Origin of the sequence: Rhizobium sp. Root1334 (assembly GCF_001426665.1) — a bacterium.
Taxonomy (GTDB): domain Bacteria; phylum Pseudomonadota; class Alphaproteobacteria; order Rhizobiales; family Rhizobiaceae; genus Pararhizobium.
Genome location: NZ_LMEY01000023.1, coordinates 578,296 through 592,379, shown reverse-complemented (window position 1 = coordinate 592,379; position 14,084 = coordinate 578,296). Strand labels below are relative to the sequence as shown.

Annotated in this window: 14 protein-coding genes; 6 read left to right on the top strand and 8 right to left on the bottom strand. The window is 58.6% G+C overall.

The genetic code is table 11. The features are described 5' to 3' along the window. Positions 1 to 65: 65 nt before the first annotated feature. The 6 genes from ASD36_RS21240 (at position 66) to ASD36_RS21215 (ending at position 6,669) form a co-directional block, all read left to right on the top strand. Entirely contained in the window at positions 66 to 353 is a 288-nt protein-coding gene (locus tag ASD36_RS21240) for a hypothetical protein (RefSeq protein WP_060506175.1), read from the top strand. Positions 354 to 547: 194 nt separating this feature from the next. Further along, complete coding sequence (locus ASD36_RS21235) at positions 548 to 1,573, top strand: sulfate ABC transporter substrate-binding protein (RefSeq protein WP_060506174.1); 1,026 nt, start codon at positions 548 to 550, stop codon at positions 1,571 to 1,573. A 6-nt stretch (positions 1,574 to 1,579) separates the two neighbouring features. Continuing rightward, entirely contained in the window at positions 1,580 to 2,437 is an 858-nt protein-coding gene (gene cysT / locus ASD36_RS21230; protein ID WP_060506173.1) for a sulfate ABC transporter permease subunit CysT, read from the top strand. Further along, the gene (gene cysW, locus ASD36_RS21225; RefSeq protein ID WP_060506172.1) at positions 2,427 to 3,311 is read left to right on the top strand and encodes a sulfate ABC transporter permease subunit CysW; all 885 of its coding nucleotides are present in this window, start codon (positions 2,427 to 2,429) and stop codon (positions 3,309 to 3,311) included. The genes cysT and cysW overlap by 11 nt, the downstream gene beginning before the upstream one ends. 14 nt (positions 3,312 to 3,325) lie before the next feature. Beyond that, the gene (locus ASD36_RS21220; RefSeq protein ID WP_060506171.1) at positions 3,326 to 4,363 is read left to right on the top strand and encodes a sulfate/molybdate ABC transporter ATP-binding protein; all 1,038 of its coding nucleotides are present in this window, start codon (positions 3,326 to 3,328) and stop codon (positions 4,361 to 4,363) included. A gap of 254 nt (positions 4,364 to 4,617) precedes the next feature. After that, positions 4,618 to 6,669 (top strand): acyltransferase family protein, encoded by a 2,052-nt coding sequence (locus ASD36_RS21215; protein WP_156393894.1) that lies wholly within the window; start codon positions 4,618 to 4,620, stop codon positions 6,667 to 6,669. Here ASD36_RS21215 and ASD36_RS21210 read toward each other — a convergent pair. The 8 genes from ASD36_RS21210 to ASD36_RS21175 form a co-directional block, all read right to left on the bottom strand. After that, the gene (locus tag ASD36_RS21210; protein ID WP_060506169.1) at positions 6,659 to 6,898 is read right to left on the bottom strand and encodes a hypothetical protein; all 240 of its coding nucleotides are present in this window, start codon (positions 6,896 to 6,898) and stop codon (positions 6,659 to 6,661) included. The two genes, ASD36_RS21215 and ASD36_RS21210, sit on opposite strands and share 11 nt — an antisense overlap. Before the next feature lie 462 nt (positions 6,899 to 7,360). Continuing rightward, on the bottom strand, positions 7,361 to 7,525 hold the full coding sequence (locus tag ASD36_RS30735; protein WP_156393893.1) for a hypothetical protein: 165 nt from the start codon (positions 7,523 to 7,525) through the stop codon (positions 7,361 to 7,363). 66 nt (positions 7,526 to 7,591) lie between these two features. Next, complete coding sequence (locus tag ASD36_RS21200) at positions 7,592 to 8,206, bottom strand: DUF1236 domain-containing protein (RefSeq protein ID WP_060506167.1); 615 nt, start codon at positions 8,204 to 8,206, stop codon at positions 7,592 to 7,594. A 68-nt stretch (positions 8,207 to 8,274) separates the two neighbouring features. Beyond that, complete coding sequence (locus ASD36_RS21195; RefSeq protein ID WP_060506315.1) at positions 8,275 to 9,996, bottom strand: ABC transporter ATP-binding protein; 1,722 nt, start codon at positions 9,994 to 9,996, stop codon at positions 8,275 to 8,277. 357 nt (positions 9,997 to 10,353) lie between these two features. After that, the gene (locus ASD36_RS21190) at positions 10,354 to 10,950 is read right to left on the bottom strand and encodes a DsbA family protein (RefSeq protein WP_060506166.1); all 597 of its coding nucleotides are present in this window, start codon (positions 10,948 to 10,950) and stop codon (positions 10,354 to 10,356) included. Positions 10,951 to 10,997: 47 nt separating this feature from the next. Next, the gene (locus ASD36_RS21185; protein ID WP_060506165.1) at positions 10,998 to 12,032 is read right to left on the bottom strand and encodes an LLM class flavin-dependent oxidoreductase; all 1,035 of its coding nucleotides are present in this window, start codon (positions 12,030 to 12,032) and stop codon (positions 10,998 to 11,000) included. A 25-nt stretch (positions 12,033 to 12,057) separates the two neighbouring features. Further along, on the bottom strand, positions 12,058 to 12,996 hold the full coding sequence (locus tag ASD36_RS21180; RefSeq protein WP_060506164.1) for an ABC transporter substrate-binding protein: 939 nt from the start codon (positions 12,994 to 12,996) through the stop codon (positions 12,058 to 12,060). Between the two features lie 65 nt (positions 12,997 to 13,061). Next, positions 13,062 to 14,006: an ABC transporter substrate-binding protein gene (locus tag ASD36_RS21175; RefSeq protein WP_060506163.1), complete on the bottom strand. Its 945-nt coding sequence runs from the start codon at positions 14,004 to 14,006 to the stop codon at positions 13,062 to 13,064. Positions 14,007 to 14,084 lie beyond the last annotated feature (78 nt).

Sequence of the window (14,084 nt, the reverse complement as noted above, 5' to 3'; positions counted from 1 at the left end):
AATCAGTACAGAAACGTTATGTCAAAGACGGAAGGGATCCGGTGATCCCGGTTGGGAGTTCGACAATGAAAAAAATGATCGTTGCGGCCCTTGCCGCCCTGTTTCTTGCATCCTGCGTCGAGACGCAATCCTATGATGGATCCTATCGCGGGCCGGAGCCGATCCCCGGCAGCATTACCTATGGCGGCCAACCTCGTACCAAGCTGAGGAAAGCACCGATTGGAAGCACCCTGCACAATAACTTCTACGGCCCCTATGGCGAGCGGATCGAAGAGACCTACGTGGTCATGCCCGACCGGTCGCTCAAGCTGGTCGCGCGGCGCCGAGGCTTCATCGGATTCCCGTATGATTGACGTTCCTAGATCGGCGCTGGCGTGGTAACGTCGTTTCGCGAAGGCGCTCATCATGGCCATTTTGAGGCAAATGATTTCGATATTGGCCCCTGCCGAGGGCAGGACTTTCTCCGGCTGATCTAGGAAAAGGAAAGTTCTGCGTTATAATATTCCACCTAATGAATAGAGTATACCTGCTAACAACGGAGGTAGGCATGCGAGCGAAACAACTCACGAGATTCATTACGGTGGCACTTCTCGCCTCCAGCATCCAGATCGGCGGGCTCGGCGTTGCTTTTGCCGATACGACCATTCTCAATGTCTCCTACGACCCAACGCGCGAACTCTACAAGGATTTCAATGCGGCTTTCGCTGAAAAGTGGAAGACGGATACGGGCGAAACGGTGACGATTCAGGCGTCACATGGCGGATCGGGCAAGCAGGCTCGCGCGGTGATCGACGGACTGGAAGCTGACGTGGTGACGTTGGCGCTCGAAGCCGATATCGATGCCATCGCCAAGGAAACCGGCAAGATTCCGGCGGACTGGAAGACCAAATTCGGCAACAACAGCGCGCCTTATACGTCGACCATCGTCTTCCTCGTGCGCAAGGGCAACCCGAAGGGCATCAAGGACTGGGGTGATCTGGTCAAGGATGACATCCAGGTTATCACGCCGAATCCGAAGACTTCGGGTGGTGCCCGCTGGAACTTCTTGGCGGCCTGGGCCTGGGCGCGTGCCGCCAATGGTGGCGACGATGCCAAGGCGCAGGAATATGTGACGCAACTCTTCAAACATGTCCCGGTCCTCGACACCGGCGCACGTGGCTCGACCACGACCTTCGTACAGCGTGGCCTTGGCGACGTTCTGCTTGCCTGGGAAAATGAGGCCTATCTCTCTCTCGAAGAGCTCGGCCCGGACAATTTCGACATCATTACGCCATCCATCTCGATCAAGGCTGAACCGCCGGTGGCGCTGGTCGATGGCAATGTCGATGCCAAGGGCACGCGCAAAGTGGCGGAAGCCTATCTGCAGTACCTCTATTCGGATGTCGGCCAGAAGATTGCGGCAAAACATTACTATCGCCCCTTCAAGCCGGAAGTCGCCGATCCGAATGACATCAAGCGATTTGCCGATGTGAAGCTCGTCACTATTGACGAATTCGGCGGATGGAAGGAAGCTCAGCCAAAATATTTTGGGGACGGTGGACTGTTTGACCAGATCTACAAGCCGGGGCAATAAAACTACATGACCGCACGCACAGCTCCGCTGTGGCAATTCAGGCAGCCGAGCGTCATTCCGGGATTCGGATTGGCGCTCGGCGTTACTTTGTCATGGCTCATACTCATCATTCTCATTCCTCTATCCGGCCTTGCCTGGCGCTCCAGCGCATTGGGCTGGGGTACATTCTGGACACTCGCCACGGACCAGCGCACGATCAACGCGCTACGCATAAGTTTCGGCACCGCTTTTGTCGCGGCCCTTATCAATGTCGTCTTCGGTGTCATCCTTGCCTGGGTGCTGGTGCGCTACCGGTTTCCGGGCAAGCGTGTCATCGACGCCATGGTCGACCTGCCCTTCGCATTGCCCACCGCCGTTGCCGGTATCGCGCTGACAACACTTTACGCTCCGAACGGCTGGATCGGCAGTCTTCTGACACCGCTCGGCATCAAGATCGCTTTCACGCCCATCGGCATTGTCTTCGCGCTCGTCTTCGTCGGCTTACCCTTCGTCGTCAGAACCGTGCAGCCGATCATGGAAGAAATCGACAAGGAAGTGGAAGAGGCCGCAGCAACGCTGGGCGCCAATCGCTTCCAGACCATCAGCCGCGTGCTTCTGCCGGGCCTTGCGCCAGCGGTGTTGACCGGATTTGCGTTGGCTTTTGCCCGTGGCGTCGGTGAATACGGCTCGGTCATCTTCATCGCGGGCAACCTGCCCTACGTTTCGGAAATCGCCCCTCTCTTGATCGTCATTCGCTTGGAAGAATTCAACTATCCGGCCGCAACCGCCATCGCCGCCGTCATGCTGATCATCTCATTTGCCATGCTGCTGATCATCAACATGATCCAGGCCTGGAGCAGAAAGAGGTACGGCTATGGCGCATGATGCTACAACCACCGGCACCGGAAACACTGAACTGGTCCGGGTCGCCACCTCCGAAAGCCGGTTTGCGCGTTACGGCCTGATCGGCATTGCGCTCTGTTTCGTCGCGCTGTTTCTCGTTTTGCCGCTCGCAGCGGTGTTTACGGAAGCCATGCGCAACGGCCCCGGCGAATTTTTCACCGTATTGTCGGACCCGGAAACCTTTGCAGCGATCGAGTTGACGCTGCTCGTAGCCGTCATCGCCGTGCCGCTCAATCTGGTTTTCGGCGTTGCCGCAGCCTGGGCGATTGCCAAATTCGAATTCAAGGGCAAGGCGTTCCTCACCACCCTGATCGACCTGCCCTTCTCGGTTTCGCCGGTCATCTCCGGTCTGGTCTTCGTCCTCCTGTTCGGCTCCCACAGCCTGCTTGGACCATGGCTGCAAAGCCACGGCATACAGATCCTGTTTGCTGTTCCCGGCATTGTGCTTGCGACAGTGTTCGTCACCTTCCCCTTCGTTGCCCGAGAGCTGATCCCGCTGATGCAGGAACAGGGAACCAGCGACGAGGAAGCAGCCCTGTCACTCGGTGCAAGCGGCTGGCAGACCTTCTGGTATGTCACGCTACCCAACATCAAATGGGGCCTGCTTTATGGTGTCCTGCTGTGCAATGCCCGGGCGATGGGCGAGTTCGGCGCAGTCTCCGTCGTTTCCGGACATATCCGCGGACTGACCAATACCATGCCGCTGCAGGTGGAAATTCTCTACAATGAATATAATTTCGTTGCTGCCTTTGCCGTTGCAACGCTTCTCGCCCTGCTGGCGCTCCTCACCCTCGTTCTGAAGTCGCTGCTTGAAATGAAGTACAGCGCCCAGATCGCGGCGAGCCGTCGGCACTGAAAGGTCAAGTCCATATGGAAGTTCGCGTTCAAAACATACGCAAGGAATTCAGCCGCTTTCCGGCGCTGAACGACGTCTCGCTCGATATCCGTTCGGGCGAATTGATTGCCCTGCTTGGGCCCTCCGGCTCCGGTAAGACGACGCTGCTGCGGCTGATTGCAGGCCTGGAAAGCCCGACCGAAGGCACCGTCTATTTCGGCAACGAAGATGCGTCTCGCAAGACTGTCCAGCAGCGCAATATCGGTTTCGTGTTCCAGCACTATGCCCTGTTCCGCCACATGACTGTGCTCGACAATGTCTCCTTCGGCCTGACGATCCGCCCGGCCGGCCGCCGGCCCTCCAAAGATGAGATCCGCAAGCGCGCGCTCGAACTGCTCGACCTCGTTCAACTCAGCGGCCTTGAAAAACGCTATCCGGCTCAGCTATCAGGCGGCCAGCGCCAGCGCGTAGCACTCGCCCGTGCGATGGCGGTGGAACCCAATGTCCTTTTGCTTGACGAGCCCTTTGGTGCACTCGACGCGCAGGTGCGCAAGGAGTTGCGCCGCTGGCTGCGCGAAATCCATGACCGCACCGGCCATACGACGGTTTTCGTCACCCATGATCAAGATGAGGCATTGGAACTCGCCGACCGCGTCGTCGTGATGAGCAAGGGCAAGATTGAACAGATCGGCACACCGGATGAAATCTACGACACACCGAATTCACCCTTCGTCTTCGGCTTTATCGGCGAGTCCAACATCCTGCGCGTGCGGGTCGAAAACGGCCAACTCTGGATCAAGGAGCATTCGATCGGCGTCAGTGCACTGGGTGAGGCTGACGGTCCGGCCCAGCTCTATTTCCGCCCGCATGATATCGAGCTTCTCGATGGTAACGGTGGCTGCATCGCGGGTCTCGTCGCCATGACCCGCCGCGTTGCCGGAACACGTCATGTCGAACTCGACATCGGCGCCGCCAACAGCAAGGTCGAGATCGAACTGCCGCCAGAAAAAGTCACATCCGACCATTCGCGCATCGCTTTCCGGCCGACACGCTGGAAACTGTTCCGCGACTGAAGACGACAAATCTGGCGGGGCCTGCAGCAGCAAAGTCCCGCCAGTTTTAGCAGCAACTGCTCTTAGGCACCTGCCGCAGGGATTTAACGCCACAGCGAGAGGCACCCAGCGGCGCCTAGTGCTGCCTAAAAGCCTCTCCTGCTAACATATGTTCTTGGTTTTTCATTCTTTTTCGAAAGACGGACTTGATCCTTGCCATCAAGCAGTCGCATCCTGCGAAACCATCCAGCATTTGGATCTCGCCGGGGCCAGCCATGAACTATCGCCGCGAAATCGACGGGCTCAGATCCGTCGCTGTTATACCTGTGGTGCTATTTCATGCCGGTTTTCAACAGTTCAGTGGCGGCTTTGTCGGCGTCGATATTTTCTTCGTCATCAGCGGGTATCTGATCACTTCGATCATCATCGCAGAACGCGACAAGGGACATTTCTCGCTGCTCAAATTCTACGAGCGCCGCGCTCGCCGCATCCTGCCCGTGCTGTTTTTCGTACTTTTATGCTGCCTGCCGTTCGCCTGGGTGTGGATGCTGCCAGAGCAGATGGCAAGCTTTGCCCGCAGCATCATCGCCGTCTGCCTGTTCGCCTCCAATTTCTTTTTCTGGCACCAAAGCGGCGGCTATTTCGCGGCCGCATCGGAAGAACAGCCGCTGCTGCACACCTGGAGCCTTGCCGTTGAGGAGCAGTATTACATGCTGTTCCCGCTGTTTGTCATGGCGCTGTGGCGTTTCGGACGGCGGGCACTGATCATCGCCATCAGCGCCGTGGCCCTGGCCAGCCTCCTGCTTGCCCAATACGGCTCGATCAATTTCGAGACGGCCAATTTCTACCTGCCGAACACGCGCGCCTGGGAACTACTGGCGGGCTCGCTCTGCGCCTTCCTGCTGACTGGCGGCAAACAGTACAGGAGCAACACCCTGTCGCTCGCCGGACTGGCCATCATCATCTTCTCCATCTTCGATTATGATCAGACGACGCCTTTTCCCTCACTCTATGCACTCGTCCCCGTTATGGGTGCGGTCCTGATCATCCTCTTTGGCGCGCAAGGCACCCTGACCGCGCGGCTGCTCTCGACCCGCCCGATGGTGGGCATCGGGTTGATCAGCTACAGCCTCTATCTCTGGCACCAGCCGGTTTTTGCTTTCGCGCGTATCCGCAGCATCACGGAACCATCGCTGGTTCTGATGAGTTTCCTCGCCCTTGCTTCCATTGGCCTCGCCTACCTGTCCTGGCGGTTTGTCGAAACGCCGTTCCGCGCCACAGGAACGGCGCGGCTTCTGCCGACACCCGCCCGCATTCTCACTACCAGCGGTATCGCGGCATTGCTTTTCATAAGCATCGGTTTCTACGGCACATCAAGCAACGGCCTGCAGTTTCGCCTGCCGCAAGCCGCGCTGACAGCCCTTGCCGAGCAGGAACATCACGATCCCGTCATGGATACCTGCCTGTTCGATAAGGGCGAAGCCTCCCTGCCCCATCCTGTCCGGCAATGCCTGACCAAACACTCGGCCAGCAGCAAGACGATCCTGATCGGCGATTCGCATGCCGGCGCCCTTGGCGGCGAAGCTCTGCGCAGCTTTGATGCGGCCAATATCGATCTCTATGTGATGGCGCATTCAGCCTGTGTCGGCTTTTCCGGGTTCTACGTATCCAATCCGAAATACAAGTTTCGCTGCAACCCGTTTTTCACTGGCATCGAGGATTACATCCGCACGAGCGGCATGCAAACCATCATCATGGCCAGCCGCTGGAGCCTCTATGTCGAGGGAACGCCCTTTGACAATGGTGAAGGTGGCATCGAATCGCTACAACCCACTTATGTCGATCTGTTCGACCGGCTTGATGAACAGGCCAAGCAGGATGACCCGGCGCGCAAGGCGCGGGTGCTGAAGCAATATGTGGCAGACATCCAAGCCTATCTCGCCACCGGCCATAACGTCGTGCTCGTCTACCCCCTCCCGGAGGCCGGATGGAACGTTCCGGACGTCGTTGCAAAAAGCGCGATGTCCGGTGTCAGCAATCTCGAATTCAGCACAAGCTACGATCGCTACCAGCAACGAAACGGTGCAGTCATCGCAGCCTTCGATGCGCTCTCCCATCCCAACCTGTTCCGCGTGCGCCCCGCCGATACCTTCTGCAACAGCTTCATCAAGGATCGCTGCATCAACAGCCTGAGTGCGGAGAAGGTATTTTATATCGACGATGATCACCCGTCCGCTTCAGGGGCGCAGCTCGTTGTTCCGGCGATACTGAAAGCCGTACAGGCAATCGAAGCAGAAAATACCGGAACCGCGGCGTTCACCCGGTAGACCACAGGATTTGCAATTCCAGCTTCATCCTGACGACTGGCCTGTGATCGGCATTGAGCACCTCGATCTCCAGAGCCTTGACCGGATCCTCCGGCAATCCGTCGAGAGCCATTTCAGCCAGTACGATCTTGGCCTGGCGGATCGCTGCGGTGAGATCCGGAAAATCGAAAGCATCATCGGCCGGAATTGTGCCGTCATTGTCGATTACCTTGAAGTAGAACGCGGCCATAGCATTTTCCCTTGTCTGGGGAAAAAGCATGAAAACGCAAAAGGTTGCCTGACGAAAAAAACTATCGGGGCGGCGGCACACATGTCTTAGTGAATAGCGCCAAACTCAAATCGCGCTACACTGCAGGCATCACGGCCACGCTTTCAGCAATGACCGTACCCGGACAGCAGGTCCATCCTCAAAGGAGGAACAACAATGGCATATTTCAATCCGCAGGCCGATGCGCTTTGCAGTGAGGATATCGACGCGCTGCGGCAGGTTTTCGAGCAGTTTTGCAAAACGCATCAGACCACGGGCTCAGACGCGGACATGCAAATCTGTGCCGCTGCCATTGTCCGGCTCTATCAGAGTGGAGAACGCGACCCCGCGGCTTTGACCAGAGCGTGTGAGGCAGCCCTGCGGCGGGATTTTGCAATCGGGGCATAAGGCTGGGCGAGCCCTCAATAATGCTAGGCTTCCGACCTATTTCGTCTCCTCGGCAGCATTTTCCGGTGCGACCGTCAGTGGGTCGGGTGGCACGGTGCTATTGGCACCTTCGTTTGGCGAGAAATACTGAACGGCGAGGATACTCAGGATCGAACCGACAATCAGTGCAATGACAGCAATCATAAGCGTGCGCGAGGTCATGACGATCCCCGCGCCGGAACAATATTGTACCGGGCCGCGTTTTCCGCGGCCCGTTCTGCGCTCTGGTTACTCGTAGACATAAACGATCCGGCGGCTCTGCGGATCGACCAGCATCGGCCGATCGTTGATGCGCACATAGCTGTATTGGTAATTCGGCACCTGCGTGATCACCATGTCACCGGGGAGCGTGGCTCCGACGACGATGTCACCGTCATACGTAACTGTTTCCGTCGGCGCGCCATCGATATAGGTCCGCACTTCCGGCGGCGGGATAATTGCGCCGCTGCTATCGACGGTGCCCAACAGTTCATCGCCAGGTGCCGGCGAAGCAGGGCCATCGACGACCACGGTCTTTTCATAGCTCACCACCGGAACACCAAGATCGGCACGGCGTTCCTGGACAACAACGGGCGCACCGTCATAATCGACCGTCAATTCCTGTGCGTAAACCCAACCGCGCAAACCGTTGACGTCGATACGGCACCAGCTTTCGCCTTCAAGGCATCCGTCAAGGGCAGCAGAGCTGCCGCGCGTGGCGATACCAACGGAGGGATAGTCCGCGCCCGGTCCGGAATAGACCGTCAGGTCCGTCGCCGTCGTTGCCATCATACCGGCCGAAGCGAAGCCGGCTCCCGTCAGAAGCATCGCCCCCGCGAGTAAAGGCTTTGAAATCCACCGCATGTTCTTCTCCTTGTTGAACAGTGGACACAACGCCCGACCGCCGCCAAGGTTCCCGTGCGCGGCGCGTCCTACCCGGCCTGCATCTGGCTGAGGCGGCCATAAAGCCCGTTCATGCTCAGGAGTTCAGCATGGCTTCCGTCTTCAACGATCGCCCCCTCGTTGACGACGAGAATGCGGTCAGCCTGGGTAATCGTTGCCAGCCGATGGGCGATCACCAACGTGGTTCGTCCCTTCGACAACTCTGCCAAGGATTGCTGGATGGCACGTTCGGTTTCGGTGTCGAGCGCCGATGTCGCTTCGTCGAGAATGAGGATCGGCGGGTTCTTCAGGAAAATGCGAGCGATCGCTAAGCGCTGCTTCTGGCCGCCTGACAGTTTCACACCGCGTTCGCCGACAACCGTGTCGAGCCCCTGTGGCAGGTCGGCAATGACGCCTTCAAGCCGCGCCTTGCGGGCCGCCTCGACAATATCCGCCTCGGTGGCATCCAGCCGGCCATAAGCGATGTTTTCACGCAGGGAGCCTGCAAACAGGAAAACATCCTGGCTGACGATGCCGATATGATTGCGAAGCGACCGCAGGCTCATATCGCGAATGTCGATATCATCGATGGTGATGGAACCACCGGTCACCTCATAGAAACGCGGCAGCAAGGCACAGATCGTCGTCTTACCGGCACCCGAGGGGCCGACGAAAGCCACCGTTTGGCCGGCACGGATGTCGATACTCAAATCCTTGACGATCGCCTTCGATTCCCGATAACCGAAACTCGCCTTGTTATAGCGGATATTGCCCTTCAGCCCGGCGACATCGCGGGCACCCGGCCTGTCGGCGATATCCGGACGCGTATCGAGAAAATCGACATAGCGGCGAAAACCGGCAATACCCTTTGGGTAGGTCTCGATGACCGAATTGATCTTGTCGACCGGACGGAAGAACACACCGACCAGCAGCAGGAACCCGACGAAGCCACCGGCCGTCAGCTCGCCATTCAGAACGAAGTAGCTGCCGGCCACCAGCACGACCATCTGGACGAGACGCATGGAGAGATAGCTTAGCGTCGTCGAGACGGCCATGATCCGGTAGGCATCAAGCTTGGTCTTGCGGTAACGCTGGTTGTCCTTCTCGAACAGCCCGCGCTCATGGTCTTCATTGGCAAACGCCTGCACCACGCGGATGCCGCCGACATTTTCTTCGATGCGGGCATTGAAATCACCGACACGATTGTAGAGCGCCTGCCAGTTGCGGGTCATCCGGCCACCGTATCGTGTCGTCAGCCACGCCGTCAGCGGCAGCACGAGGGCGGTGATCAACGCCAGCTTCGGATTGACCGAGAACATCAGGAGAAACGCCCCGATCAGCGTCATGATGGCGATGAACACGTCTTCCGGCCCGTGATGGGCAACCTCGCCGATTTCCTCGAGATCCTTGGTCAGCCGCGCGACAAGATGGCCGGTCTTCTGGTTGTCGAAATAGCCGAAGGACAGTTTCTGCAAGTGGTCGAACGCCTTGCGGCGCATCTCGGTCTCGATATTGATACCGAGCATATGGCCCCAATAGGTGACAACAGCCATCAACCCGCCATTGACGAGATAGATCAGCATCAGGCCAGCCGAAGCCGCCGCGACATAACCCCACTGCCCGGTCGGCAACAGCACATCGATGAACAGCTTGACGGCGATGGGGAAACCCAGCTCCAGCAAGCCGGACGTCACCGCGCAGGAGAAATCCAGCAGGAACAGGCGCCGGTGCGGCCGGTAATAGGAAAAGAAGCGGGCGACGAGATCGCGCATGATGTCGGGTCCCTGGTCGGCGTTCAACCGCGAAGCGAACAGCCGGATACGGAAAGTGGCGCCATCGTCTCTCAAGACAAGTGCGCTTGGTTGATCCCGCTCCTTTTAGCCAGTTCGGCGTGAACAACAAGCTTCCTGGCGAAAACTTGTCTAGAAAACGAAGGTTTATCTGATCCGCTCGTAAAGTTCAGCGAGCTTACGCCGCCACGCCGACGCGGGGGATGAGGAAACGCAGCCGCCCGCGCAATTGCGGATGAGGTCCGATCTTTGCTTGGCATACGGCCGTTGCCGCTCAGCTGTCCCGCGTTTCGTTGGCGGCGATCCGGGAGGCGTCAGCCGATCCGAATTCTCATGCGGCTAAGGTCTGTCGCCAGCGACATGGCGCTCCAGAAACGGCAGGTTGTCCTGCCCCCAGTAAATCTCACTGTCGTAAAGGAATGTCGGGAAACCGAACACGCCACTTTCCAGCGCATGTACGCGGTCAGCGGCCCATTTCGCCCGCACGTCTTCATCCGCCTGCCGTTGCAGGAGGCCCGCGCCGTCAAATCCTGCCGCATTTGCGATTGCTTCGCGGACTTGCGGCTGTCCGATATCCTTTGCCTCCCCCCAAAAGGCATGCTGCAGCGTGCGGGTCAGGCTGATCCAGTCCTTGCCATCGAGATAGGCAGCGATGATGATCAGCGAAGCGGGTGCCGGATCGCTCAACTCCGGACGGTTCTCAAGGATCAGCGTCTTACCCCGCACGCCCGCCCAGCGCTTCAGATCACGCATCCAGTAGGTGCGCCGCACTTGCGGACGGTTGCGTGAAAAGATCCCGCCATTCTCTTCCACGACGGTCGTCAGATAGGGTTTGATCTCGACACCGTTCTTTTCCGCAAGGTCAACAAATGCGTCAAAGCCAATATAAGACCATGGCGAGCCGATGGAGAAGAAGTACTCAATTGTTTTGGTCAATGCCTGCTATTCCTGTGTATCGAGATGGGAAAAAACCTGTGCCTTGATCAGGCCGTCCGCCTCTGCCGGTCAACGCCGTTGATCCAGCCGAGCCGGGGCGCAATAAGGCTGACAAAGTCGTGGATAATCTGGCAGTACTCCGCGTCTTCGAATTCATAGGGAAGCTCAAGCCTGAGTTCGCTGACATGCGGCAGGATCGGGTCGGCAAACAGCCGCTCCAGAATGTCTTCAGACGTACCAACAATGTCGCGGGCATAGAGTGTGCGGCGCTCGCCTTGCGGGGTCAGCGTCCGTTCGTTTCGCCCCGCCGCATAGTCGAGATAACGCTTGCGGGTCTGCGCATCGGCGCTGTCAGTGGGAATGATGACACGCCCGAGCCCGACACGCCTGCCGAGCCCGCCGGTCTCCCAGTAGGCCGCCAGCTGCCGCGACTGCGCGACGAAGAAATCATCGGTCTCCTCACCGGTCGTGACATTGCCGATCAGAAGATTAAAACCGTTACGCCCGGCCCAGGCGGCCGAGCGTAGCGAACCGCCGCCATACCAGAGGCGGTCGGTCAGCCCCCTGGCATGAGGTTGCAGGCGGGGCCGCTGCGGTCCGAAGGGCGTCTTGATGACGGTTGTTTCGTCACCGACAGGATTACTCTTCAGGTTATCGGCGAAGCGCAGCACCCGTTCGTGGGAGAAGTCGAACTTTTCCCAATCACCGTCGAACACCAGCGGCGCGATCAGGTCGGCATGCAGCGGTCGGCCGGCACTCAATCCGACATTCAGCCGTCCGCGCGAGAGAACATCGACCGTCGAAAGATCCTCTGCAAGCCGGTACGGACTTTCATAACCAATCGGAATAACCGCCGTCCCGAGCTGGATGCGGCTGGTGCGCTGGCTTGCCGCCGCCAGAAACGCGGTCGCCGACGAAATGCCAGGCTCCAGATGCCGCTGGCGCACCCAGGCGCTCTGAAAACCGATCTCCTCGCCATATTCGAGAAGCTTCAGCGTCTTTTCCAATCCGGACAACGGATCACCGGCGGGATAATTGCCCGGCGTCAGAAAGCCGATATGGTTGATGGCGATGCTGCTCATCGTGTCTTCCTTCGATTTTTTGGCTTCACGATTTCGGCAGACCGGGCGGATTGGTTTGCGATTTTGGCAGGGCTTCCTCAGCGAGGTGCCAATGATCAAGAATCCCGGCGTAAACACCCTTCTCAATCAGCCCGTTGGTGGCGACCGTTAAGGCGTCCGCCAGCCCACTGCCCTTTTTCGTGGTGATAGCCACGTCGGAACGATCCGGCCAGCCGGCGCTCAGGGTGCCAACGCGCTTGATGTTGTGATCGCGTGCAGCAATGTAAACGAGCTGCGCATGCGGCTGGACGATGACCTCGGCCCGGCCCGACGATACCGCCAGGAGGCTCGCCGCCTCGTCGTCATAATATTGCAACTCCAGCAGCTTCAACCCAGCAGCGACGTTCTCGTCATTCCATCTGAGCAGGATGCGCTCCTGGTTGGTGCCGGCACCGACGATGATCCGCAGACCCGCGACATCCTTCGGCTCCTTGATCGCACTGATCGGGCTATCGGATTTGACGAAGAAACCGTGCAGGCCCTGGCGATAGGTAGAGAAATCGAACTTCTCCTTGCGCTGCTCGGTGACGCCAACATTGGAGATCACGGCATCGTATTTGCCGGATGCCAGGCCAAGCGGCCAGTCGATCCAGGCAACTGGAACGAGTTCCAGTTCAAGTCCCAGACTATCGGCAATGGCGGAGGCATAATCCGGGTCTGCCCCGACAACGGTCTTTGCATCGGTCGCATAGGTCGCGAGCGGCGGCCCGCCGGGACTGACCGCGACCGTGAACTTGCCGGGCGAGACAAAGGCAAAATCCTTCGAGATCGCGGCGATGGCGGCATCATTCTTTTCCGCCCGGATGCGGGCCGGTTGTTCGGGGCTGAGGTCGAATACCTCGTCCGCTTGAGCCACGCCGAAAAATGTCAGCGTCGAGGCAAGTGCGCTGATCAGGAACGTCCGGAAAGCGGGTCTATCACTCATTGTCATTGTCTCCATGGATTGTCCGGCCCGGCGCCACAGGTAGCACCGGGCCGCCTCGTACCGTTTTACGAACCGCTCTTCGGCAAGCCGGCTGGGTTGGTGTAGGACTGATCGACACCTTCGGCTTCGAGGCTCCAGTGCTTCAGCACTTCGCCATACTTGCCGCTCTTGATCAGGTCGTTGATCGCCACCGTCACCGCATCGGCAAGACCGGCGCCCTTGCGGGTCGTGACCGCGATGTCGGCCGCCAGTGGCCAGCCACCGCTGACGATGCCAACGAGCTTGGTCTGGCTCTTGATCGAGGCGCTATAGGCCTGCGTTGCGTTCGGATTGAACTCGACATCGGCGCGGCCGGACTGCAGCGCCAGTTCGGCGGCCGCACGGTCGTCGTAATATTGCACCTCGATCGGCGCGAGACCCGCTGCAACGTTCTGGCGGTCCCATTCAAGAATGATCTTTTCCTGATTGGTGCCCGCCCCTGTGATCACCTTCAGCCCGGCGACATCCTTCGGCTCCTTGATCTCGGTGACCTTGCTGTCGGCCTTGACGTAAAAGCCCAGCACATCCTTGCGATAGGTGGAGAAATCGAACTTCTCCTTGCGCTCTTCGGTCACCGTGACATTGCTGATGACCGCGTCATATTTGCCGGAGGCAACACCGAGCGGCCAGTCTGCCCAGGCAACGGAGACCAGTTCGAGCTCAAGACCCAACGAATCCGCCAGAAGCGAAGCGAGGTCCGGATCGGCACCAACAACCGTCTTGGCGTCCGAAGCATAGGTGGCGATCGGCGGATCCCAGGCATTGATGGCAACGGTGAGCTTGCCCGGCGTGACGAATTTGAAGTCGCTTGCGATCGCCTTGATCGCCGCTTCGTCTTTTTCGGCACGAACCCGCTTGGAAATATCCGGGCTCAGGTCGAACTTCTCGGCCGCATGTGCGGAGCCCAGCCCAAGGGCCGCGATCGTAACGGCGCCTGCCATCAGAAGTTTAGCATTGTGTAAGAATGTCATGTGTCCCGTCTCCATTTTCATCTTATGGTTGCAGTTGATGTCAGTCCCATCCCGTACGCTTAGGCGGCCGGAAATCTG

What these genes read in the sequence shown, in the direction of transcription:
- ASD36_RS21215 (WP_156393894.1), top strand. Translation starts at nt 4,618, where the DNA reads ATGAACTATCGCCGCGAAATCGACGGGCTCAGATCCGTCGCTGTTATA.
- ASD36_RS30735 (WP_156393893.1), bottom strand. Translation starts at nt 7,525, where the DNA reads ATGACCTCGCGCACGCTTATGATTGCTGTCATTGCACTGATTGTCGGT.
- ASD36_RS21200 (WP_060506167.1), bottom strand. Translation starts at nt 8,206, where the DNA reads ATGCGGTGGATTTCAAAGCCTTTACTCGCGGGGGCGATGCTTCTGACG.
- ASD36_RS21240 (WP_060506175.1), top strand. Translation starts at nt 66, where the DNA reads ATGAAAAAAATGATCGTTGCGGCCCTTGCCGCCCTGTTTCTTGCATCC.
- ASD36_RS21195 (WP_060506315.1), bottom strand. Translation starts at nt 9,996, where the DNA reads ATGCGCGATCTCGTCGCCCGCTTCTTTTCCTATTACCGGCCGCACCGG.
- ASD36_RS21235 (WP_060506174.1), top strand. Translation starts at nt 548, where the DNA reads ATGCGAGCGAAACAACTCACGAGATTCATTACGGTGGCACTTCTCGCC.
- ASD36_RS21210 (WP_060506169.1), bottom strand. Translation starts at nt 6,898, where the DNA reads ATGGCCGCGTTCTACTTCAAGGTAATCGACAATGACGGCACAATTCCG.
- cysW (WP_060506172.1), top strand. Translation starts at nt 2,427, where the DNA reads ATGGCGCATGATGCTACAACCACCGGCACCGGAAACACTGAACTGGTC.
- ASD36_RS21185 (WP_060506165.1), bottom strand. Translation starts at nt 12,032, where the DNA reads ATGAGCAGCATCGCCATCAACCATATCGGCTTTCTGACGCCGGGCAAT.
- ASD36_RS21220 (WP_060506171.1), top strand. Translation starts at nt 3,326, where the DNA reads ATGGAAGTTCGCGTTCAAAACATACGCAAGGAATTCAGCCGCTTTCCG.
- cysT (WP_060506173.1), top strand. Translation starts at nt 1,580, where the DNA reads ATGACCGCACGCACAGCTCCGCTGTGGCAATTCAGGCAGCCGAGCGTC.
- ASD36_RS21175 (WP_060506163.1), bottom strand. Translation starts at nt 14,006, where the DNA reads ATGACATTCTTACACAATGCTAAACTTCTGATGGCAGGCGCCGTTACG.
- ASD36_RS21180 (WP_060506164.1), bottom strand. Translation starts at nt 12,996, where the DNA reads ATGAGTGATAGACCCGCTTTCCGGACGTTCCTGATCAGCGCACTTGCC.